General features: G+C 61.0%; 12 protein-coding genes. 9 read left to right on the top strand and 3 right to left on the bottom strand.

The genetic code is table 11. The features are described from left to right. The first annotated feature begins 54 nt into the window (after positions 1-54). Positions 55-414: a DUF6124 family protein gene (locus ACRRSD_RS22765; protein WP_435035474.1), complete on the top strand. Its 360-nt coding sequence runs from the start codon at positions 55-57 to the stop codon at positions 412-414. Positions 415-605: 191 nt separating this feature from the next. Here ACRRSD_RS22765 and ACRRSD_RS22760 read toward each other — a convergent pair whose 3' ends face one another. After that, a complete protein-coding gene (locus tag ACRRSD_RS22760; RefSeq protein ID WP_435035472.1) occupies positions 606-9,215 on the bottom strand; it encodes a retention module-containing protein in 8,610 nt (2,869 codons plus the stop codon). Positions 9,216-9,747: 532 nt separating this feature from the next. Here ACRRSD_RS22760 and ACRRSD_RS22755 point away from each other — a divergent pair. The 3 genes from ACRRSD_RS22755 to ACRRSD_RS22745 all read left to right on the top strand — a co-directional run bounded on the left by ACRRSD_RS22755 (position 9,748) and on the right by ACRRSD_RS22745 (position 14,816). Further along, positions 9,748-11,106, top strand: a complete 1,359-nt coding sequence (locus tag ACRRSD_RS22755; RefSeq protein WP_435035470.1) for a TolC family outer membrane protein — start codon at positions 9,748-9,750, stop codon at positions 11,104-11,106. 178 nt (positions 11,107-11,284) lie between these two features. Continuing rightward, the gene (locus ACRRSD_RS22750; RefSeq protein WP_122600192.1) at positions 11,285-13,444 is read left to right on the top strand and encodes a type I secretion system permease/ATPase; all 2,160 of its coding nucleotides are present in this window, start codon (positions 11,285-11,287) and stop codon (positions 13,442-13,444) included. A gap of 10 nt (positions 13,445-13,454) precedes the next feature. Then, positions 13,455-14,816 carry an HlyD family type I secretion periplasmic adaptor subunit gene (locus ACRRSD_RS22745; RefSeq protein WP_122844940.1) on the top strand — a complete coding sequence of 454 codons (1,362 nt, stop codon included), beginning with the start codon at positions 13,455-13,457 and terminating at the stop codon, positions 14,814-14,816. Positions 14,817-14,963: 147 nt separating this feature from the next. Here the strand turns inward: ACRRSD_RS22745 and ACRRSD_RS22740 are convergent, their stop codons facing one another. Together ACRRSD_RS22740 and ACRRSD_RS22735 are read right to left on the bottom strand one after the other, a co-directional pair. After that, positions 14,964-15,560 carry a tRNA-uridine aminocarboxypropyltransferase gene (locus tag ACRRSD_RS22740; protein ID WP_435035468.1) on the bottom strand — a complete coding sequence of 199 codons (597 nt, stop codon included), beginning with the start codon at positions 15,558-15,560 and terminating at the stop codon, positions 14,964-14,966. A 5-nt stretch (positions 15,561-15,565) separates the two neighbouring features. After that, on the bottom strand, positions 15,566-16,459 hold the full coding sequence (locus tag ACRRSD_RS22735) for a LysR family transcriptional regulator (RefSeq protein ID WP_007914510.1): 894 nt from the start codon (positions 16,457-16,459) through the stop codon (positions 15,566-15,568). A 394-nt stretch (positions 16,460-16,853) separates the two neighbouring features. On the opposite strand from ACRRSD_RS22735, the gene speB reads away from it, so the two are divergent. From speB to ACRRSD_RS22710, 5 genes are all read left to right on the top strand, one after another. Further along, the gene (speB, locus tag ACRRSD_RS22730; protein WP_003222717.1) at positions 16,854-17,804 is read left to right on the top strand and encodes an agmatinase; all 951 of its coding nucleotides are present in this window, start codon (positions 16,854-16,856) and stop codon (positions 17,802-17,804) included. A gap of 10 nt (positions 17,805-17,814) precedes the next feature. Continuing rightward, the gene (locus tag ACRRSD_RS22725; RefSeq protein ID WP_435035466.1) at positions 17,815-18,237 is read left to right on the top strand and encodes a YybH family protein; all 423 of its coding nucleotides are present in this window, start codon (positions 17,815-17,817) and stop codon (positions 18,235-18,237) included. A gap of 56 nt (positions 18,238-18,293) precedes the next feature. Beyond that, positions 18,294-19,796 carry a purine-cytosine permease family protein gene (locus ACRRSD_RS22720; protein WP_250603639.1) on the top strand — a complete coding sequence of 501 codons (1,503 nt, stop codon included), beginning with the start codon at positions 18,294-18,296 and terminating at the stop codon, positions 19,794-19,796. 151 nt (positions 19,797-19,947) lie between these two features. Next, positions 19,948-21,327, top strand: coding sequence for a sodium:solute symporter (locus ACRRSD_RS22715; protein ID WP_435035464.1), 1,380 nt, complete (start codon positions 19,948-19,950; stop codon positions 21,325-21,327). Between the two features lie 86 nt (positions 21,328-21,413). Further along, on the top strand, positions 21,414-22,139 hold the full coding sequence (locus ACRRSD_RS22710; protein ID WP_435035463.1) for an MBL fold metallo-hydrolase: 726 nt from the start codon (positions 21,414-21,416) through the stop codon (positions 22,137-22,139). Positions 22,140-22,154 lie beyond the last annotated feature (15 nt).

Here is a 22,154-nt window from a genome sequence, read left to right as displayed (position 1 = left end):
ACCTTCCTGTTTAGCGACAGTTCTGGGCGGCTCCATTCTTATAGGAGCTTCACCATGATCAAACCAACACCCAACCCACCCGAAACCGACCCCACCTCCCCCTACGAATCCCTCGATTCAAAAAAACTCCACGAAGCCGCCGACCGCGCCCTCGATCACTACCTCTGCCCACCAGGCTCCACGCCACCACCGCGTAAGACCCGCCGGATGTACGCCGTGACCGCAGACTTCAAAAACGAGGAACTGCTGGCCGATGCCAGCGAAACCCTCGCCTCAGCCAGAACCATCGCCCATGACTTCGCCCACCTCATACCCGCGTCGCAGCGCAGGACGCTGCTGGGGATCGCGCAACTGATCATGCTCGGGGAACTGGCGGTGAATCGGGTGCTGGATAATCTGGAGTTGCCGCAGTAGGTCAGACAACCGATCGTTCCCACGCTCTGCGTTCGGCTCTGGATGGGACGCGGAGCGTCCCGGGCTGCATTCCCACGCAGAGCGTGGGAACGATCACGAATGAGCAACGCCATACCATCAGACAGAAAAAACCCGCCGCCCCATAACCGGGACGGCGGGTTTTGTCGTTTCAGGCGCGAATCAAAAGCCGCTTACACCGTATCCACCTTCAACGAATGATCATTCAACATCCCGCTGATGATCGTCGCCGTGTCATGCCCGCCAGCCACCACCCCGCCCGCCCCCGGCGTCACACCGTAGTGGCTGGCGAGGTTGACGCCGGCCAGGTCGATGGTCTGGTTGGGCGTTGCGCCGGCCATGGCGCTGACGTCGATACTGGTAAGCACCGAGGCGCCGCTACCGGTGACGGTGAAATGCAGGTAGTCATCCAGTGAGGCGGTGGTGCCATTTTCGCCCTGCAGCAGTTGCGACAGGTCGAGCTTGTCGGTGCCGGGGGTGAAGTCGGTGATCAGGTCATGGCCGCTGTTGCCCTTGAGCCACTGGAAGGTGTCGGCGCCTGAACCACCGGTCATGGTGTTGTTGCCCATGCCACCGATCAGCAGATCGTCACCGCCGCCACCGTTGAGGATGTCGTTGCCCAGGCCTCCGTTGATCACGTTGTTATTGTTATCGCCGGTCAGCGTGTCGTTGAAGTTCGAGCCGACGAGGTTTTCGATGCCGGTCAGAGTGTCGGTGCCGGCGCCGAGAGTGTTTTGCGCACCGAGCAGACCGAGGTTGACCGTGACCCCGGCGGTGGCGTGGGCGTAGCTGGCGGTGTCGCTGCCAGTGCCACCGTCGAGCAAATCGTTGCCCGGGCCGCTGTAGAGCAAATCGTTACCGGCGCCGCCGTGCAGCTCGTTATTGCCTGAGCCTGCGGTCAGCACATCGTTGCCGTCGCCAGCGTTGATGATGTTGTCGCCGCTACCGGCCACCAGCACGTCATCCCCCGCGGTGCCGGTGAGGGTGTGGCCGTCCTGATAGCTGATGCTCACATTGGCGGTATCGCTGCCGCCATGGTTGTCGTTGGCGGTGTAGCTGCCGTGGAAGTCCGGGGTGATGTCATGCGCCCCGGCGTAGTTGAGGGTCATGGTCAGCTGATAGTTTTCCGCCGCGTTGGGGTTACCGCCGCCGGTGGGGTTGGTGATGTTGGTGATGTGGATCTGGTAGACCCCATCCGACGTCGCGGTGAGGGTTTGCCCATCCGCCAGCGCGATGTAGGCGCCACCGTTGATCGAGTACTCCATGGTGACTTGACCGGCCGCCAGGTTGTGATCGAGGTTGAGGGTTTCGCCCTGGCGCAGGTTGACGGTGATGCGGTCTTCATCGTTGGCGTTGCTGTTGGTCACTGCACCGAGATAGCCGCTGACCACCAGCAAGGCAGTCATGGTCGCAGCGTTGGCGCTGAACGAACTGCGCACGTTGGCCAGGTTCTGGTTGGCGGCGGTGTTGACGTTGGTGCCGGTGAAGTTGATCGCCCCGGTGCCGGTGAAATCCGCCGCTTTCGAGATCCAGCCGGTGTTGAAACTGGTGGGCGTGGCGTTGAGGGGATCGCCGTTGGGGTCGGTGTCATTGGCCAGCAGCAGTTCGCCCGGCACGACGATGTTGCCCGAGAGCACGTTGGTGATGACGTGGTCGTCGACGGCCACTGGCGGCGCATTGGGGATGACTTTCACGGTCAGCGTCGAACTGGCGAGATCGCCGTCGTTGTCGCTGACGGTGAAGCCGATGTTCTCGGTGATGACCACCGCCGTGGTTTTCTGCGAGGTGTAGGTGTAGTCGCCGCTGTCGAGGTTGATCAGCAGTGTGCCGCCATTATTGGTGGCGATGCTCAACGTGTTATTGGCCGTGTTGAAGGTGCCGTGATTGATACCGCCGCTTGGCGTCAGCGAGCCTTGGCCGCTGAGTGCTTTCGGATCGTAGGTGTAAGTGGTGCCGTCGACCACGATGGACTTGATGAAACCGCCATCGGCACCAAAGGTACCGCCATCGCCCAGCAACGAACCGGTGACCGGCGCGCCCTGCACGGTGCCGGACAGCACCGAGTTGAGCTGGTTGAGATCGGTGACCACCACCGCATTGGTGTTGGTGTGGCTGATGCCGTCATACGCCAGCGGGTCGAGGTTGGCGTTGCTCACACCGCTGCCGAGGCCGATCGCGTAGTTCTTGATGTTGTTGGCATCAAGGAAGGCTTTGAGCGTCGCTTCGTCGGCAGTACCGATATCGCCCTCGTTGGGTTTGCCGTCGGAGAAAAAGTAGCCGACGTTCTGCGCCCCGGTGAGTTTGCCCGAGGTGTTGAACGCGTTGTACATGGTCGCCACGGCAGCGTCGTAGTTGGTACCGCCGCCAGCGGTGAGACCGGCTAGCAGGGTCTTGGCGGTTGCCACATCGACCCACACCGAGGTGCGGTCAGTGGCGTTGCTGCTGAAGGTGACGAGCTGCACTTTCACATCACCGAGGTCGTCGTACTTGTCGAGCAAGGCGCTGATCGCCTGCTTGGCCAGCGCCAACCGCGACAGGCCCGGCACACCGGAGGCATCGGCCATACTGCCGGAGATGTCGAGGACGATAAGCAGGTTGGAATCGATCTCCACCGCTGCTACTGAACGATCCGACGCCACGGCTTTTGGCACGTCATCCACGATGTTGACCACGAGGGTACTGGTGGTGCTGTTGCCCAGTGCATCGGTGGCTTTGTAGGTGAAGCTTTCGCTAAGGGTGTTCGCACCGTCGTTGGCGCTCGGCGAAGTTTTCGGCGCCGAGGTCAGCGTGTAGGTGTAGGTGCCGTCGGCATTGAGCTGAATCTGCCCGTAGCTGCCGGTGTCGCTGCCGACCAGGGTGTAAGTGATCGCGCCCGTGCCGCCAGTGACCGCGCCGACCAGCGTGCCGGTGGCGGTTTCGCCGGTGTTGCTCGGGTCGCTGCCGGTGACCGTGCCGGGGGCCAGATCCGCGCCGTCCTTGCTCAGATCGAGGGCTTTCTCATACACCGTCACGTCCTGATCGACCGAGGCCAGCAGTTTGCTGTCAGCGACGTTGATGGTGATGGTCGTGGTGCTTTCATCGCCGTCGCTGTCGCGGATGGTGTAGGTGAAGGTATCGGTGGCGCCCGGTGGGCTCACCGAGTTCGGGTTGCTGTGATAGACGGCGTTGCCGGCCGCATCGAGGGTCAGGTAACCGAAGTTGCCATTGATGTTGCTGTTGAGGCCGCCGATGGCCGAAGTGCCGGTGTTGCTGCCGGCACGCACGCCGACCACCGTCGCGGCGCCATCGGCACCGCTGGTGTCATTGCCCAGCACGCTGACATTGACCGTGCCGCCCTCGGCCACCGAGCCGGTGTCAGGTTTGGCGGTCGGTAGATCGTCGATGATGTTGACGTTGATCTGACCGTTGGCGGTGCTGCCATCGGTATCCGTCGCCACCACGTTGAAATTCTCGGTGAGGCTGTTGGCGCCGTTGGCGTTCGGGTGAGTTTCGTTGTCGACCAGGGTGTAGCTGTAACTGACCACGCCCGTGGCCGGGTTGTAACCGGTGACGGTGAAAGTGCTGCCCAGCGGCGAGACGACGGATTGCGGGAAGCCTGCGGCCACACCGTTGGTGACCACGGCAATGCCACCGACGGTGAGGGTTTGCAGGCCATCGAGCGCAGTGACGGTGAAGGTGCCGCTCTGGGTCAGCGCCGGGGTGTCGGGGCTGGTGCCGTCGCTGAGATTTTTCTCGTAAACAGTTAGTTCGCCGCCATTGACGTCGAGGCCGTTGAGCACCACCGGATCGTCGTTGTTGTGGACGTTCAGCACCAGGTTGGCGGTGCTGGTGTCGCCGTCGGCATCGGTCAGGGTGTAGGTGAACGTCTCGGTGCCGTTGCCACCGCCGTGCAGCGCTTTGAAGTCGGCGTCGTTGCCGTCCAGCGTGTAGGTGTAGGTGCCGTTGGCGTTGAGCACCAAGGTGCCGTAAGTCCCGACGATCGTGGCGGGCGTGATCGGCCCGGCATTCGGTCCGGTCGCGACCACATCGGCGCCTTGCACATCGTTGGTCAGCACATTACCGGTCAGGATCAATTGCGTTTCGGAGGCGCTGTAGGCGTTGCTGTCGTTCACGGCTTTTGGCACGTCATCGACGATGCTCACAACAATGGTGTTGGTGACGATGTTGCCCAGCGAATCGGTGGCCTGATAGGTGAAGGTTTCGCTCAGGCTGTTGGCGCCATCGTCGGCATGCGGCGTGGTGCTCGCCGGCGAGGTTAGCGTGTAGGTGTACGTGCCGTTGGGGTTGAGGACGATTTGCCCGTAGTTGCCGGTGGCGCTGCCGACCAGCGCATAGCTGATCGCGCCGACCGCCCCGGTGACCGAGCCGACCAGGGTGCCGGACGCGGTTTCGCCGGTGCTGGTCGGGTCGCTGCCGGTGACCGTACCGGCGGCCAGATCCGCGCCGTCCTTGGTCAGGTCGAGGGCTTTTTCGTAGACGGTGACGTCGGTGTCGCTGACTGCCTTGAGGCAACTGTTGTAGACGTCGATGGTGATGGTGGTGGTGCTTTCATCACCGTCGGAATCGCGCACGGTGTAGGTGAACACATCCACCGCGCCCGGGCCGCTCACAGTGTTGGGATTGCTGTGATAGACCGCGTTGCCGTTGGCGTCCAGGGTCAGGTAGCCGTAGGTGCCATTGATGTTGCTGTTGAGGCCGCCAATAGCCGAGGTTGAGGTGTCGGCGCCGGCGCGCACGCCGACCACCGCACCGGTCACAGCCGGGCCGTCGGCGCCGCCGATGTCATTGTTCAGGACATTGCCGCTGACCGTGCCGCCCTCCGCCACCGATGCGGCGTCAGGATGGGCGCTCGGCAAATCATCGACGATGTTGACGTTGATCTGGCCGTTGGCCGTGCTGCCATCGGTGTCCGTCGCCACCACGTTGAAGTTCTCGGTGATGCTGTTGGCGCCGTTGGCGTTCGGATGGGTTTCGTTGTCGACCAGGGTGTAGCTGTAACTCACCACACCGGTGGCCGGGTTGTAACCGGTGATGGTCAACGTGCTGCCGAGTGGCGTGACGATCGATTGCGGGAAGCCTGCGGCCACGCCACCGGTGACCACGTTGATACCACCGACAGTCAGGGTTTGCAGGCCGTCGAGGGCGGTGACGGTGAAGGTGCCGCTCTGGGTCAGCGCCGGAGTGTCGGGGCTGGTGCCGTCGCTGAGGTTTTTCTCGTAGACGGTGAGCTCGCCGCCATTGACGTCGAGGCCGTTGAGATAGACCTGATCGTCATTGTTGTGGATGTTCAGCACCAGATTCGCGGTGCTGGTATCGCCGTCGGAATCGGTGATGGTGTAGGCGAAGGTTTCTGTGCCGTTGCCGCCGCCGTGGAGGTTTTTGAAGTCGGCGTCATTGGTGTTAAGCGTGTAGGTATACGTGCCATTGGCGTTGAGGACCAAGGTGCCGTAAGTGCCGGTGAACGTGCCGGGGGTTACTGGTCCGCTCGGTACGCGGTCGGCACCTTGCACATCATTGGTCAGCACGTTGCCGGTCAGGGTCAGTTGGCTTTCTGACGCTGTTCCGTTGCTGTCATCGTTGGCCTTCGGCAGGTCATCGACGATGTTGACGTCCAGCGTGCCATTGGCGGTGGTGCCGTTATCGTCAACGACCGTGACGGCGAACTGCTCAGGCAGGTTATTCGCGCCATTGGCATTTGGATGCGCTTCGTTATCGGCCAGGGTGTAGCTGTAACTCACCACGCCCGTCGCGGCGTTGAAACCGGTGATGGTCAGCGTGCTGCCCAATGGCGTGGTGACGGATTGCGGAAAGCCTGCGGCTACACCGTTGGTGACCACGGCGATGCCGCCGACGGTCAGGGTCGTCACGCCGTCGAGTGCAGTGATGGTGAACGTACCGCTTTGGGTCAACGCGGTGGAATCCGGTGCGCTGCCGTCAGTGAGGTTTTTCTCGTAGACGGTGAGTTCACCGCCATTCACGTCGAGGCCGTTGATGATCACCGGATCGTCGTTGTTATGGATCTGCAGAACCAGATTCGCGGTGCTGGTATCGCCGTCGGAATCGGTAATGGTATAGGCAAAGGTCTCTGTGCCGTTGCCGCCGCCGTGCAGATTTTTGAAGTCGGCATCGCTGGTGTTCAGCGTGTAGGTGTAGGTGCCGTTGGCATTGAGCACCAGCGTGCCGTAGGTCCCGGTGAATGTGCCCGGAGTGACTGGCCCGGTCGGTACGCGGTCGGCGCCTTGTACATCGTTGGTCAGCACATTGCCAGTCAGCGTCAGCAAGGTTTCCGAGGCGGTGCCATTGGCGTCGTCGACCGCTTGGGGAACATCGTCGACGATGTTCACATCAAGGGTGCCGTTGGCGGTGGTGCCGTTGTCATCGACCACGGTGACGGCAAACTGCTCAGGCAGATTATTCGCGCCGTCGGCGGTTGGGTGCGCTTCGTTGTCGACCAGGGTGTAGCTGTAGCTGACCACGCCGGTGGTGGCGTTGAAACCGGTGATGGTCAGCGTGCTGCCCAAAGGTGTGGTGATTGATTGCGGAAAGCCTGCGGCTACACCGTTGGTGACCACGGCGATGCCGCCGACAGTCAGGGTCGTCACGCCGTCGAGTGCAGTGATGGTGAACGTGCCGCTTTGGGTTAGCGCGGTAGAGTCTGGCGCACTGCCGTCGCTGAGGTTTTTTTCGTTGACGGTGAGTTCGCCGCCATTCACGTCCAGGCCATTGATGATCACCGGATCGTCGTTGTTATGGATCTGCAGAACGAGGTTGGCAGTGCTGGTATCACCGTCGGAATCGGTGATGGTGTAGGCGAAGGTCTCTGTGCCGTTGCCGCCGCCGTGCAGATTTTTGAAGTCGGCATCGCTGGTGTTCAGCGTGTAGGTGTACGTGCCATTGGCATTCAGCACCAAGGTGCCGTACGTGCCGGTGAATGTGCCGGCGGTGATCGGCCCGGCACTTTCGTTGGTCACCACACGATCGGCGCCCTGCACGTCATTGGTCAGCACGTTTCCGGTCAGTGTCAGTTGCGTTTCAGACGCCGTGCCATTGCTGTCATCAAAGGCTTTGGGTACGTCGTCGGTGATGTTCACGTCGAGCGTGCCGTTGGCAGTGCTGCCGTTGTCATCGACCACGGTGACGGCGAACTGCTCAGGCAGATTGTTCGCGCCGTTCGCGGTGGGATGCGCTTCGTTGTCGACCAGGGTGTAGCTGTAACTAACTACACCGGTGGTGGCGTTGAAACCGGTGATAGTCAGTGTGCTGCCCAACGGAGTTGTGATCGATTGCGGGAAGCCTGCGGCCACGCCATTGGTGACAATGGCGATGCCACCGACGGTCAGCGTTGTTACACCGTCCAACGCGGTGATGGTGAACGTGCCGCTTTGAGTCAGCGCGGTGGCGTCCGGCGTGCTGCCGTCGCTGAGGTTTTTCTCGTAAACCGTCAGCTCGCCGCCCTCGACGTTCAGGCCATTGATGACCACCGGATCGTCGTTGTTGTGGATCTGCAGGACGAGGTTGGCAGTGCTGGTATCACCATCGGAATCGGTGATGGTGTAGGCGAAGGTTTCCGTGCCGTTTCCGCCACCGTGCAGGTTTTTGAAGTCCGCGTCGTTGGTGTTTAGCGTGTAGGTGTAAGTGCCGTTGGCGTTCAACACCAAGGTGCCATAAGTTCCGGAGAACGTGCCCGGGGTTACCGGTCCGCTCGGTACGCGATCCGCACCTTGCACATCGTTGGTCAGAACGTTGCCGGTCAGCGTCAGCTGGGTCTCTGACGCCGTGCCATTGCTGTCATCGAACGCTTTCGGGACGTCGTCGGTGATATTGACGTCGAGCGTGCCGGTCGCGGTGTCGCCATTGCTGTCGCCGGCAATCACCGTGAACTGTTCGCTGAGATTGTTCGCGCCGTCGCCGGCCGCGTGGCTTTCGTTACCGTTGAGGGTGTAGCTGTAAGTGACCACGCCGGTCGCCGGGTTGTAACCGGTGATGGTCAGGGTGTTGCCCAGTTGCGAGGTGATCGATTGCGGGAAGCCGATCGGCACACCGCCAACGATGACGTTGATGCCACCGATGCTCAGGCTGGTCAATCCGTCCGGCGCCGACACCGTGAAGGTGCCGCTTTGCGTCAGTGCACCCGGGTTGGCCGACGAACCGTCAGGCAGATTGGCTTCACTGAGGTTCAGTTCCCCTCCAGCCACGTTCAGGCCTGTGAGGGTCACCGGATTGTTCACCGGTGGCGGCACCACGACAGCCGGGGTGTCATCGCCGTTGTCGATCACCGCGTTGTGGCGTTCTTCAGGGAATTCGGGAATACCGCCGAAACCGGCGGTGGGGAAACCGATGATCGGGTCGACGCGTCCGCCGACTTCCGTCAGCAGGACAAAACTGTGGCCGCCGCCCGCCTCTCCTGGCGCGCCGCCCGGGGCATTCGGGCCGGCGGCAGTGGCTTCGGCACTTTTAGTCGGGTCATCACCGGCGGCGATGGCTTTCTGGATCTGCTCGACGTCGGTCAACTGCGCGTCGCTCGGGGTCACTGCCTCCGCGGCATTTACATGCACCGCCTGACCCGCCAGCAGTTCACCGGTCATGGTCATGCTGCTGCCGCGTCCGAGGGTCAGTTCCTTGCCGTTTTCCAGCTTCACCGCCACCGCGCCTTCCGCGCCAGTAATCAGTTGATCACCTGCTACCAGGCGATCCCCCTCAACCAGTGCGCGTTTAGTGCCGTCGGCTGACTGGGCGAAAACCTGGCCAATGACTTTAGTGACTGTGCCGATGAGCGTTGCCATGTGAAATCCTCCGCTGCCGACCACCGTCGGCACTGGTAAGCGAAGCAGCCCATGGCTCAATCGGGTTGTCGGAGGGGACGCTCGCACCCTCGACAGTTCGTTTCGCAGGTGGCTTCTGTCGGAAACATCAGTGCTATCAAGCACTTCCGCATCCTGATCAAAGCCATACGCCCACTAACGCTACGTAACGCTGATGAATCACTCGGGTGACAAAAATCTGTCGCCCCTCAGCCGCTACGCGTCCCTCCCCTTCAGCAGTACTTCGCCGTATGTCGCAAAGTGAATGGAACTTTCCTCAAGCCTTTTTGCGCTCCCTAAAGCGCATAAAACAAAGGCTTTCATGCTGAACAATGTGCCGGTTTTTACAAAGCGCATAAGTTTTTTTCGGCATAAGCCTTATGAAAATTTTTTCTTAGCTACGCTTCAGGATGTTCTTAGCTCTGTTGTTACAAGAGTGAAACGCTTAGACCTAAAAATATCGTCAAATATTTGGCGACAGTAACACACCATCAGGACTCAGGGAGATGCACCCATGCGCGTTCTAACCCCCCTCTGCAGCGCGGTTTTGCTGGCCATGGCTTGCACTTCCCAAGCCCAGGCCATGAACCTCACCGAGGCTATTCAAAGCACCATCGCCACTCACCCGGAACTGGCCTCGCGCGTGGACGCGCGCCTGTCGGCAGATGAACAAGTCAAAGTGGCCAAGGGCGGCTTCTATCCGTCCGTCGATTTGAACGCCGCCTACGGGCGTGGCTACAGCGACAACACCAACACCCGGGCCTTCGGTAATCACCACACCGAAATCCTCAATTACACCCAGTCCGAGCTGCGTCTGCGGCAGATGCTGTTCGACGGTTTCAACACCGCCAACGAAGTCGAGCGCACCAAAGGCGTGTCCAATTCACGCGCGTACTACGCGCAAGGCACCGCCCAGGATCTGGCCCTGCGCACCATCGAGGTCTACCTCGAAGTGCTCAAGCGTCGCGAACTGGTGACCCTGGCCAAGAACAACCTGCAGGCGCATTTGCGCGTCAATGACCAGATCGGTCTGCGCACCGAGCGTGGCGTCGGCAGCACCGCTGACTCGGATCAATCGGTCGCTCGCAAGGCCTTGGCACAGAACAACCTCGACACCGCTGAAGTCGATCTGGCCGACGCCGAATCGAACTTCTACAGCGTGGTCGGGCGCATGCCCGATGAGCTGGAAACCCCGGCCTCGACCCGTGGCGAGTTACCGACCAGCCTGCCGGAAGCCCAGCAGAGCATGGTCGAAAACAACCCGTACCTGAAATCCGCGCAGGCTGACGTGCAATCGGCCGAGAGTCAGTACGAAGTCGCCAAGTCGCCGTTCTATCCGCGTTTCGATGCTGAAGCGGCCGTCGGCGCGAACAACAACGTGCAGGGCGATGAAGGCCACGACAACGAATGGCGCGTGGGCGTGGTGATGAACTACAACCTGTTCCGTGGCGGCAGCGACAAGGCGCGACTGGCCTCCGACGCGCACCAGATCAACCAGGCGATGGACATCCGCAACAATGCCCTGCGTCAGTTGAACGAGAACATTCACCTGGCTTGGAACGCCATGCTCAACGCGAAAAAACAGACCCCGACCGCCCGCGAGTATGCGGAAACCACCAAACGCGTACGCGCGGCCTATCAGGATCAGTTCGGCCTCGGTCAACGCACCCTGCTCGATTTGCTCGACAGTGAAAACGAGCTGTACAACGCCAACCGGCGCTACACCGAAATCCGCTACACCGAGGAATATTCGATGTACCGCGTGCTGGCAAACATGGGCCAGTTGCTGAGCAAACAACGGGTGGTGCTGCCGGCCGATGCGATCGCCGCAACTGAGGTCAAAAACGAAGCGCGCCTGCCGGAACTGAAATAAGTCCCATGTTGATCGTTCCCACGCTCTGCGTGGGAATGCCTCAATGGACGCTCTGCGTCCGCTTTGGGACGCGGAGCGTCCCGGGCTGCATTCCCACGCGGAGCGTGGGAACGATCACGCATCGACCGTAGAGCGTGGGAACGATCAAACCAGAGTCCGTTCAACAGAGGCGATCAATATGACCAGCATGGAACCCGGCCACACCGGGATCGATCCGCGGCTGAGCTTCGATGATCCGTTACTCGACGGTCTGTTGATCCTCTGCAAACTGCATGGCGCCACGGTCAGTCGCGCCAGCCTGAGTGCCGGGCTGCCCCTCAATAAACAACGCCTGAGTCTGGACCTGCTGCCCCGCGCCGCTGCCCGGGCCGGGTTACAGGCGCGCATTTTGCGCCGCGAGCTGAAAGACATCTCACCACTCAATCTGCCGATCCTGCTGCTGCTCAACGACGGCCGCACCGCCGTGCTGCGCCGTTTCGGCGACGACGGCAAAGCGCTGATCCTGCCCAGCGAAGCCGATGGCGGCGAACAATGGATCAGCCGCGACGAACTCACTGAACACTACAGCGGCCAGGCCCTGTTCGCGCGCCCGCGCCACGAACTCGAAGACCTGCGCTCGCCGCTGGTGCCACGGGTGCATGCGTGGTTTCGCGACACCCTGAAGCTGTCGAAATGGCTCTACAGCGATGCGATTCTCGCCAGTTTCCTGATCAATCTTTTAGGCCTGATGGTGCCGCTGTTCGTCATGCAGACCTACGACCGCGTGGTGCCCAATCAGGCCACCTCGACCTTGTGGGTGCTGTCGATCGGGCTGCTGATCGGCACCGGTTTCGAACTGGTGTTGCGAGTGGTGCGTGCGCACCTGCTCGACACCGCCGGCAAGAAAACCGATGTGATCCTTTCCGCGACTTTATTCGAACGCATCACCGGCATGTCGATGAAGGCACGCCCGGCGACCATCGGCGGTTTCGCCCAGAGCATTCATGACTTTCAAGGCCTGCGTGAATTCCTCACGGCGGTGACCTTGACCAGCCTGATCGATCTGCCCTTTGTGGTGCTGATGCTGGTGGTCATCGGCCTGCTCGGCGGCTGGCTGGTGGTGATTCCACTGTTGGCCTTTCCGATCACAATCATCTTCGCGATGATCATTCAGGTGCGCCTGCGCGACACCGTGCAAAAGAGCCTGAGCCTCGGCGCTGAACGCCAAGCGGTGCTGATCGAAACCCTCGGTGGCCTGGAGACCCTCAAGGCCTGCAGCGCCGAAAGCGAGCGCCAGCACAAATGGGAAAGCACCCACGGCGCCCTTACCCGCCTCGACAGCCACGCGCGCAATCTATCGGCACTGGCCACCAACGGCACGCTGTTCATTCAGCAGTTCTCGGGGATGGCGACGATTGTCGCCGGGGTCTACAGCATCATCGCCGGTAACCTCAGCGTCGGTGCACTGGTCGCCAGTTACATGCTCGGCAGCCGCGTGCTCGCGCCGCTGGGGCAGATCGCCGGGCTGATTACCCGCTATCAGCAAGCGCAACTGACCATGAAAAGCACCGATGCGCTGATGGCATTGCCGCAGGAACGCGACGGCAAACAGCGGCCGCTGGAGCGCACGCAATTGCAAGGTGCGCTGGACGTCAGCGGCGTGACCTTTCATTACAACGGCCAGAATGCGCCGGCGCTGAGCAATGTCAGCTTCAGCCTGAAACCCGGTGAGCGGGTCGGCATCATCGGCCGCAGCGGTTCGGGCAAAAGCACGTTGGCGCGATTGGTCATGGGTTTCTATGAACCCGAAGAAGGCCAACTGCTGCTCGATGGCCTCGACCTGCGCCAACTCGATGTCGCCGACCTGCGCCAGCAAATCGGTTACGTTGCCCACGACCTGCCGCTGCTGGCCGGCAGCCTGCGCGACAACCTGACACTCGGCGCACGCTACATCAGCGATTCGCGGATGCTCGAAGTCGCCGAACTGACCGGCGTTACCGAACTCGCTCGCCAGCATCCGCAAGGTTTTGATCGACCGGTCGGCGAGCGCGGACAATTGCTTTCCGGCGGCCAACGTCAGGCCGTTTTGCTCGCGCGATCGCTGCTGCTCGATCCGCCGATCATGCTGCTCGACGAACCCACCAGCGCCATGGACAACAGCAGCGAGGACTTGCTGCGGCAGAAGCTGCACGGCTGGGTGCAGGGCAAGACGCTGCTGCTGGTCACCCACCGCACCTCGATGCTGAGCCTGGTGGACCGCTTGCTGGTGCTGGACAACGGCCGGGTCGTCGCCGACGGTCCGAAAGAAGCAGTCATCGATGCACTGCGCAAGGGCCGCGTCGGCTCGGCGGCGGTCTAGGAGTTGCCCCATGTCTGCTTCCACCGATAGCAAAGAACGCGGCTACTTCGACAGTTTCGGCAAAAGCGCCGAAGCCGAATTCATGCCGGAAACCGCCGGCGCTTCATTGCAGGACTCGCCGCGCTGGTCGCGGATCACCGTGTGGCTGGCGGCGGCGCTGCTGATCAGCGCGGTGGTCTGGGCCAAGTTCGCCGTGCTCGAAGAAGTGACCATGGGCGAAGGCAAGGCGATTCCGTCGAGCAAGGTTCAGGTGATCCAGAACCTTGAGGGCGGCATCGTCACCGAGATCTTTGTGCGTGAAGGGCAAATGGTGAACAAGGGCGATACCTTGCTGCGCCTGGATGACACGCGCTTTCGCTCGAACAAGGGCGAAAGCGAGGCTGATCGTTATGCGCTGACGGCGCAGGTCGAACGGCTGTCGGCGGAGGCCGAGGGCCGGCCGTTCAAGCTCTCTGCAGAGGTGATAGCCAAGGCACCGCAGGTCGCCGAAGACGAACGCTCGCTGTACGAACAGCGTCAACGCCGCTTGGCCAGCGAGCAGCGCACGTTGAGCGAACAACTGCGACAGAAAACCCAGGAGCTTGCCGAGTTTCGTTCCAAGCAAGGCCAGTTCAGTTCCAGCCTGGCGTTGCTCCAGCAAGAGATGAACATGTCCGAACCGCTGGTAAAAACCGGCGCGGTGTCACCCGTGGAAATCCTCCGGCTCAAACGCAGCGCGGTAGAAATCCGAGGCTCGTTGAACGCGACGACGCTGGCCATTCCCCGCGCCGAATCGGCGATTGCCGAGATCCGCAGCAAGATCGACGAGTCAGAGCAAACCTTCCGCTCGGAAGCGGCGAAAGAGCTGAATGAGAAACGCACCGACCTGTCGAAAATCACCGCCACCAGCATCGCCATTGATGACCGAGTGACCCGCACCACGGTCATATCGCCCGTGCGCGGCGTGATCAAGCAAATGAAAGTCAACACCATCGGCGGCGTGGTCCAGCCGGGCAGTGACATGGTCGAAATTGTGCCGTTGGAAGACAATCTGCTGATCGAGGCCAAGGTGCGGCCGCAGGATGTCGCGTTCCTGCATCCGGGGCAGAAGGCGATGGTCAAGTTCAGTGCCTATGACTACACGATTTATGGTGGGCTGAGCGCCAAACTGGAGCTGATCGGTGCAGATACGATTACCGATGACAAGGGCAACAGCTTTTATCTGATTCAGGTGCGCACCGATAAAAACCATTTGGGCGGGGATGTGAAACCACTGCTGATCATCCCTGGGATGGTGGCGACGGTGGACATTATTACAGGGGAGAAAAGTGTGCTGGACTATCTGCTCAAACCGGTATTGAAGGCGCGGACCGAGGCGATGCGCGAACGCTAGACACTGCGAAATTGCGTCGATAGATCTGACGCATTCGCGAGCAGGCTCGCTCCCACAAGGGGGTTTGTGGTGAACACAGAGTTTGTGTGCACCTCCGATCAAATGTGGGAGCGAGCCTGCTCGCGAAGAGGCCAGCCGCCTCAGCACTCATCTTTCTCCATGGTTACGCTGAAACGTCTCCTCCCCCATCGCCGCAATCTGCCCCTCGATCAACGCTTCGAACGGCTTGAGCAACGGCTCGAATGACACCGGCGCCTCCAAGGTCTGCAACGCCTGCACAATCGCCTCAATCGTCGACAACGCTCCCGGCCCCGGCGCCTTGCGCAAGCGATAGCGCGACACGCCACCCTCAACCAGCGTCACCCGCGGCAACGCCGCCAGCAGCGGATTGAGGTGCAGCATCTTGCGTGCCTTGCGCCACGTGCCATCCGGAACGACCAGCAACAGTGGTTCATCAGACTCGCCGTAAGCCTCTATCGGTTGCGCATCATCGGCCGGAAACAACAACCGCGCCTGATACCCCGGACGGTTCAACAGCGCCGGCAAATCCTCGAACACCTCGCCGACGATCAGCTCGGCATTGGTCAAACCGAGTGCCGCCAATCGAGCAGTATTCAACGCATGATTGACCTCGCTCGGATGCTGCAACAGCAGCACCCGCGTGCGGCTGTCGAGGCTCGGGATCAGCGGGCACAGGCAATGGGTTTGTGGGCGCAGGCAGCGCGGGCATTGAGGTCTGGACATCTTCTTTAAGCCTGATTGAGCTGTGCTTTGAGCAAATCGCGGAAGGTCTGAATCAGCGGTTCACGGCTACGGCCCCGGCGCATGATCATCGAAAACGGTGCCTGATAACCAAACGTCGCCGGCAGCAACACGCGCAAATCGCCCTTGTCGGCCCACGCCTGAGCATAGTGCTCCGGCAAGTAACCAATGTAGGCACCGGACAGCACCAGAATAAGCTGCGCTTCCATACTTTCCACGGTGGCGGCGCTGTGTTTGAAACCGTGCCGTGCGAGTTCCGCCTGACTCCAGTAACCACGTCCGACCATGCGTTGCTGAGTGATGACTTGCTCGGGAATACGCCGCTCGTTGAACAACGGATGCCGGCTACTGCAATACAGCCAGTGTTGTTCGCGGTACAGCGGCATGTAGATCAGACCGCTCATGCGCGTGGAAAACGCACCGATGGCCAGATCAAGCCGGTTGTCCTGCACGCCGAGTTGCAGTTCATACGGACTCATTACCGAGAGATGCAAATGCACTGCCGGGTGTTCCTGACTGTAGGCGCCGATGGCTTCGGCAAATGGCAAAGCCTTGTCGCTGACGGTGGAGTCGATCACGCCGAGGTTGAGCGTACCGCGCAGTTCGCCCTTGAGCGCTGCAGCGTATTGCTCGAAACCTTCGAGTTCGGCGAGCAGACGTAGGGTTTCCTGGTGGAACAGCTCACCTTTGCTGGTCAGGCTGAACCCGCCACGCCCGCGATGGCAGAGCACCAGACCGAGCGCGGCTTCGAGCTGGCTCATGTAGGTACTGATCGCCGAGGTCGACAGGTTGAGTTCCTGTTGCGCGTTGGCAAAACCCTGATGGCGCACGACGCTGACGAAGATGCGCAACAGTTTCAGGTCGGGTAAAGCGTTAGCCATGTCTACTCCGGGCTTGGCAACTGTGTGTCTGTGGAAAAGCCCCTCACCCCAGCCCTCTCCCCGAGGGAGAGGGAGCCTACCGAGTTGTCATGAGGATCTACGCCGACCTGCAATATCGAGTCGAACTCAGGATTAGAAAGCAATGGAGATCAGCTCCCTCTCCCTCCGGGAGAGGGCTGGGGTGAGGGCAGCAATCCCCAGCCGATCACAATCCTGAACCCGACAAAGTCTAATCGCCCCTCTCCCATTAGTTTAGAAAAATCTGAACTAAGTTTTTGCCCGTAGCGATTCTTCCGCCGCACTACATTTCGCATCATCGGCCCCACAGCGGCGTCCGAACCCGTGCTCTACGGCGCGCCGACATAAATAAAACAAAGACGATGAGGCCCTACCCGTGGACAAGATTCTTCACCAACCACTGGGCGGCAACGAAATGCCGCGCTTCGGCGGCATCGCCACCATGCTCCGACTCCCCCATGTACCGACCGCTGCCGGCCTGGACGCTGCCTTCGTTGGCGTGCCCCTGGACATCGGTACTTCGCTGCGCCCCGGCACCCGCTTCGGGCCACGCGACATCCGCACCGAATCAGTGATGATCCGCCCCTACAACATGGCCACCGGCGCGGCGCCGTTCGACTCGTTGTCGGTCGCCGACATCGGTGACGTGGCGATCAACACCTTCAACCTGCTCGACGCCGTGCGCATCATCGAAGAAGCCTACGACAACATCCTCGAGCACAACGTGATCCCGATGACCCTGGGCGGCGACCACACCATCACCCTGCCGATCCTGCGGGCCATTCACAAGAAGCACGGCAAGGTCGGTCTGGTGCACATCGATGCCCACGCTGACGTCAACGACCACATGTTTGGCGAGAAGATCGCCCACGGCACGACCTTCCGTCGCGCCGTTGAAGAAGGTCTGCTGGACTGCGACCGTGTCGTGCAGATCGGTCTGCGCGCTCAGGGTTACACCGCTGACGACTTCAACTGGAGCCGCGATCAAGGCTTCCGTGTGGTGCAGGCCGAAGAGTGCTGGCACAAGTCGCTGGCACCGCTGATGGCCGAAGTGCGCGAGAAAGTCGGTGGCGGCCCGGTGTACCTGAGCTTCGACATCGACGGCATCGACCCGGCCTGGGCGCCCGGCACCGGTACCCCGGAAATCGGTGGTCTGACGACCATTCAGGCGATTGAAATCGTTCGCGGCTGCCAAGGCCTCGACCTGATCGGTTGCGATCTGGTAGAAGTCTCGCCCGCTTATGACACCACCGGCAACACCTCGCTGCTGGCCGCCAACCTGCTGTACGAAATGCTCTGCGTACTGCCTGGCGTGGTTCATCGCTGAGGGTCGGGTCATGAACGAACGTGATCAGGTTTTGCAAGCGGCCGCCGCGCTGGTGGACGCCTTCGCCCGTAACGATCGCGAAGCTTACTTCGGCGCGTTCAGCGCCGATGCGAGTTTCGTTTTCTACACCCTCGAACAGCCGCTGCTGTCGCGCGATGCCTATCAGGCCTTGTGGGACAACTGGCGCGCCGAGGATGGCTTCGAAGTGCTCTCGTGCACTTCGAGCAACGCCTTCGTCAGCCTGCAGGGTGACATGGCGATTTTCATCCATGACGTGGCCACCGAGCTGCGCATGCAAGGGGAGCAACATTTCAGCCAGGAGCGCGAGACGATTGTGTTCAAGAAACACGCGTCGAGCCTAGAACAACAAGGCCATTGGCTGGCCTGCCACGAACATTTGTCCGCAATGCCGGAAGGGCTGCCATCCCCTTAGCCAAACAGGTGACGCCTCACACACGATGAGGCGCGCCTTTATGATCGGAGCAGATCATGAATAACAACAACAACGACCAAAGCCTTACGCAGATTGAAACCCACGGGGTCGAGCAGATCCCGGACCACGAACGCAGCGCAGGCCCGACGGACTTGTTCCGGATGATCTTCGGCGGTTCGAATACCTTTGCCACCGCCGTGCTCGGCAGTTTCCCGGTGCTGTTCGGTCTGTCTTTTCAGGCCGGTGTCTGGGCGATTGTGCTGGGCGTGCTGCTTGGCTCGCTGATCCTCGCACCGATGGGCCTGTTCGGCCCGCTCAACGGCACCAACAATGCCGTGTCGTCCGGTGCGCATTTCGGCGTGCACGGGCGAATCGTCGGTTCGTTTCTGTCGCTGTTGACCGCTATCGCGTTTTTCTCGCTCTCGGTGTGGAGTTCGGGGGATGCGCTGATCGGAGGTGCGAAACGCCTGATCGGTCTGCCGGAAACCGACCTGACTCTGGGCCTGGCCTACGGTCTGTTCGCGATTCTGGTGCTGACCGTGTGCATCTACGGCTTCCGCTTTTTGCTGTGGGTGAACAAGATCGCGGTGTGGAGCGCCAGCCTGTTATTCCTGCTGGGGATCTTCGCCTTCGCCGGTCCTTTCGACGTCAACTACGCAGGCACGGTGAATCTCGGTCAGCCAGGATTCTGGGCCGCGTTCATCGGCGCTGCGCTGGTGGCGATGAGCAACCCGATTTCCTTCGGCGCGTTCCTCGGCGACTGGTCGCGCTACATCCCGCGCGAAACCTCCAAGCAACGGATCATGGCGGCGGTGGTGCTGTCGCAGATCGCCACGTTCATCCCGTTCCTGTTCGGCCTGACCACCGCGACCATCGTCGCGATCAAGGCGCCGGACTACATCGCGGCGAACAACTATGTCGGCGGTTTGCTGGCGGTGTCGCCGAGCTGGTTCTTCCTGCCGGTGTGCCTGATCGCGGTGATCGGCGGCATGTCCACCGGTACCACCTCGCTGTATGGCACCGGGCTGGACATGTCCAGCGTATTTCCGCGAGTGCTGTCGCGGGTGAAAGCGACGCTGCTGATCGGCGTGCTGTCGATTGCCTTCATCTTCATCGGCCGTTTTGCGGCCAACCTGGTGCAGAGCGTGTCGACTTTCGCCGTGCTGATCATCACCTGCACCACGCCGTGGATGGTGATCATGATCATCGGCCTGCTGGTGCGTCGCGGCTTCTACTGCCCGGATGACCTGCAAGTGTTCACTCGCGGCGAACAGGGCGGACGCTACTGGTTCAGCCACGGCTGGAACTGGCGTGGTCTGGGCGCATGGATCCCGAGTGCGGCGGTTGGCTTGTGCTTCGTCAATTTGCCGGGGCAGTTCGTTGGCCCGCTGGGTGAAATGGCCGGCGGCATCGACATCAGTTTGCCGGTGACATTGGGCCTGGCTTCGGTGGTGTACCTGACGCTGCTGAGCCTGTTCCCGGAACCGCGCGAAGTGTTCGGCCCGAAGGATGCCCGGCGTGAAGCCGCAGTAAAACCTCAACTGCGTCAGGCCGCCTGACGCAGATCTCCCTGTGGGAGCGAGCTTGCTCGCGAAGACTTCAGCACATTCAACATTGAAGTGACTGACAGACCGCCTTCGCGAGCAAGCTCGCTCCCACAGGAGACTGAATTCAGCCTCACATAAAAAAGACAATCGGAGACACGCCATCATGGCTTTGGATTTATTCGTCGTCCTCATCTACGCCGCCGGCATGCTCTTGCTCGGCTACTTCGGCATGCGTAAGGCCAAGACCAACGAGGACTTTCTCGTCGCCGGTCGTAACCTCGGCCCGAGCCTGTATATGGGCACCATGGCCGCAACCGTTCTGGGCGGTGCGTCCACCGTCGGCACCGTGCGTCTGGGCTACGTGCACGGCATCTCCGGTTTCTGGCTGTGCGCGGCACTCGGTTGCGGCATCGTTGCGCTGAACCTGTTTCTCGCCAAACCGCTGCTGAAACTGAAGATCTACACCGTTACCCAAGTGCTGGAAAAACGCTACAACCCGATGGCCCGCTCGGCGAGCGCAGCAATTATGCTGGCTTACGCGCTGATGATCGGCGTGACCTCGATCCTGGCGATCGGCACCGTCCTGCAAGTGCTGTTTGACCTGCCATTCTGGGTTTCGGTACTCGTCGGTGGTGGCGTCGTGGTGATCTACTCGGCGATCGGCGGCATGTGGTCGCTGACCCTGACCGACATCGTCCAGTTCATCATCAAGACCGTGGGCCTGATGTTCATCCTGTTGCCGATCTGCCTGTACCGCGTTGGCGGCTGGGACGAACTGGTGCTGAAACTGCCGGCGACCGCCTTCAGCTTCACCACCATCGGCTGGGACACGATCATCACCTACTTCATGATCTACTTCTTCGGCATCCTGATCGGTCAGGACATCTGGCAACGGGTGTTCACCGTCAAGACCGCCAAAGTCGCGCAATACGCCGGCAGCATCGCGGGCATCTACTGCATCCTCTACGGCCTGGCCTGCGCGCTGATCGGCATGGCTGCGCACGTGCTGATCCCGGATCTGGACAACGTCAACAACGCCTTCGCCGCCATCGTCAAACTGTCGCTGCCGGACGGCATCCGTGGTCTGGTGATCGCTGCGGCACTCGCCGCCATGATGTCCACCGCCAGCGCCGGCCTGCTCGCCGCCGCCACCACGCTGACGGAAGACCTGCTGCCGAAACTGCGTGGCGGCAAACAGTCGAGCCTGGGCATCAACCGCCTGTTCACACTGCTGACCGGTGTTGTCGTGCTGGGTATCGCGCTGGTGGTGAATGACGTGATCAGTGCGCTGACGCTCGCTTACAACCTGTTGGTGGGCGGCATGCTGGTCCCGCTGATCGGTGCGATTTTCTGGAAACGCGCGACCACCGCCGGCGCCATCGCCAGCATGGGTCTGGGTTTTGCCACCGCGCTGCTGTTCATGTTCAAGGACGGTCTGGATGCCAACACGCCGATCTACTACAGCCTGGCTGTGGGTCTGGTGAGTTTTGTGGTGGTGAGCCTCGCCTCGCGCCGTCCTGTCTCGGTGGCTCGCGCGATCTAAGCTGAAACATTACGACTTGATGCTTTCTTCGACGAGTGTGGCGTCGGTTGCCACACTCGTTTTTTTACGCCGGGAGAAAAGTACTGATGAAGATTGTTTCTCGCGATCAGTGGTTTGAGGTGCAGCACCTGAGCGATGGCATTCGGCTGATTCATGAGCCGTATATTCGACCGTTCTACCGCTGCAATCTGTGGCACGTTCAGGGCCGCGACAAAGACCTGTTGCTCGATAGCGGTTCGGGTCTGGTGAGTCTGCGCGAGCAGTTGCCATGGATCACCGAGCGGCCGCTGGTGGCCGTGGCCAGTCATTGCCATTTCGACCATATCGCCGGCCATCATGAATTCGCCGAACGACTGGTGCATCGCGCCGAAGCGGACATCCTTGCGGCGCCGGATGGCGAGAATGATTTGAGCCGCGCGTTTGTCGGCGATGACATGTTCGAAGCGCACCCGGATTGCCCGTTGTGCTACGCCGAATACCGGGTCAAAGCCGCGCCGGCCACCGGGTTTGTCGAGGACGGTGATGTGCTGGATCTGGGCAATCGCACGCTGCAGGTGCTGCATACACCGGGGCATTCGCCGGGCGGGATCAGCCTGTATGAGGCGGCGACGCAAACCCTGTTCAGCGGCGACATCATCTACGACGGCCCGCTGATCGAAGACGCCTACCACTCCAATCTTGAGGATTACGCCAGCAGTCTGCGACGTTTGCAGGCGTTGCCGATTAGCACGGTGCATGGCGGGCATTTCGGCAGTTTTTCCGGCAAGCACCTGCGTTCGATGATTGACGAATGGTTGCGCCGCCGCGACTGAGGCCTGCTGTACTCA

It is taken from the genome of Pseudomonas neuropathica, assembly GCF_051174785.1.
GTDB lineage: Bacteria > Pseudomonadota > Gammaproteobacteria > Pseudomonadales > Pseudomonadaceae > Aquipseudomonas > Aquipseudomonas neuropathica_A.
Note: the sequence above shows the minus strand (reverse complement) of the source record. Positions and strands in the feature narration are given on the sequence as shown.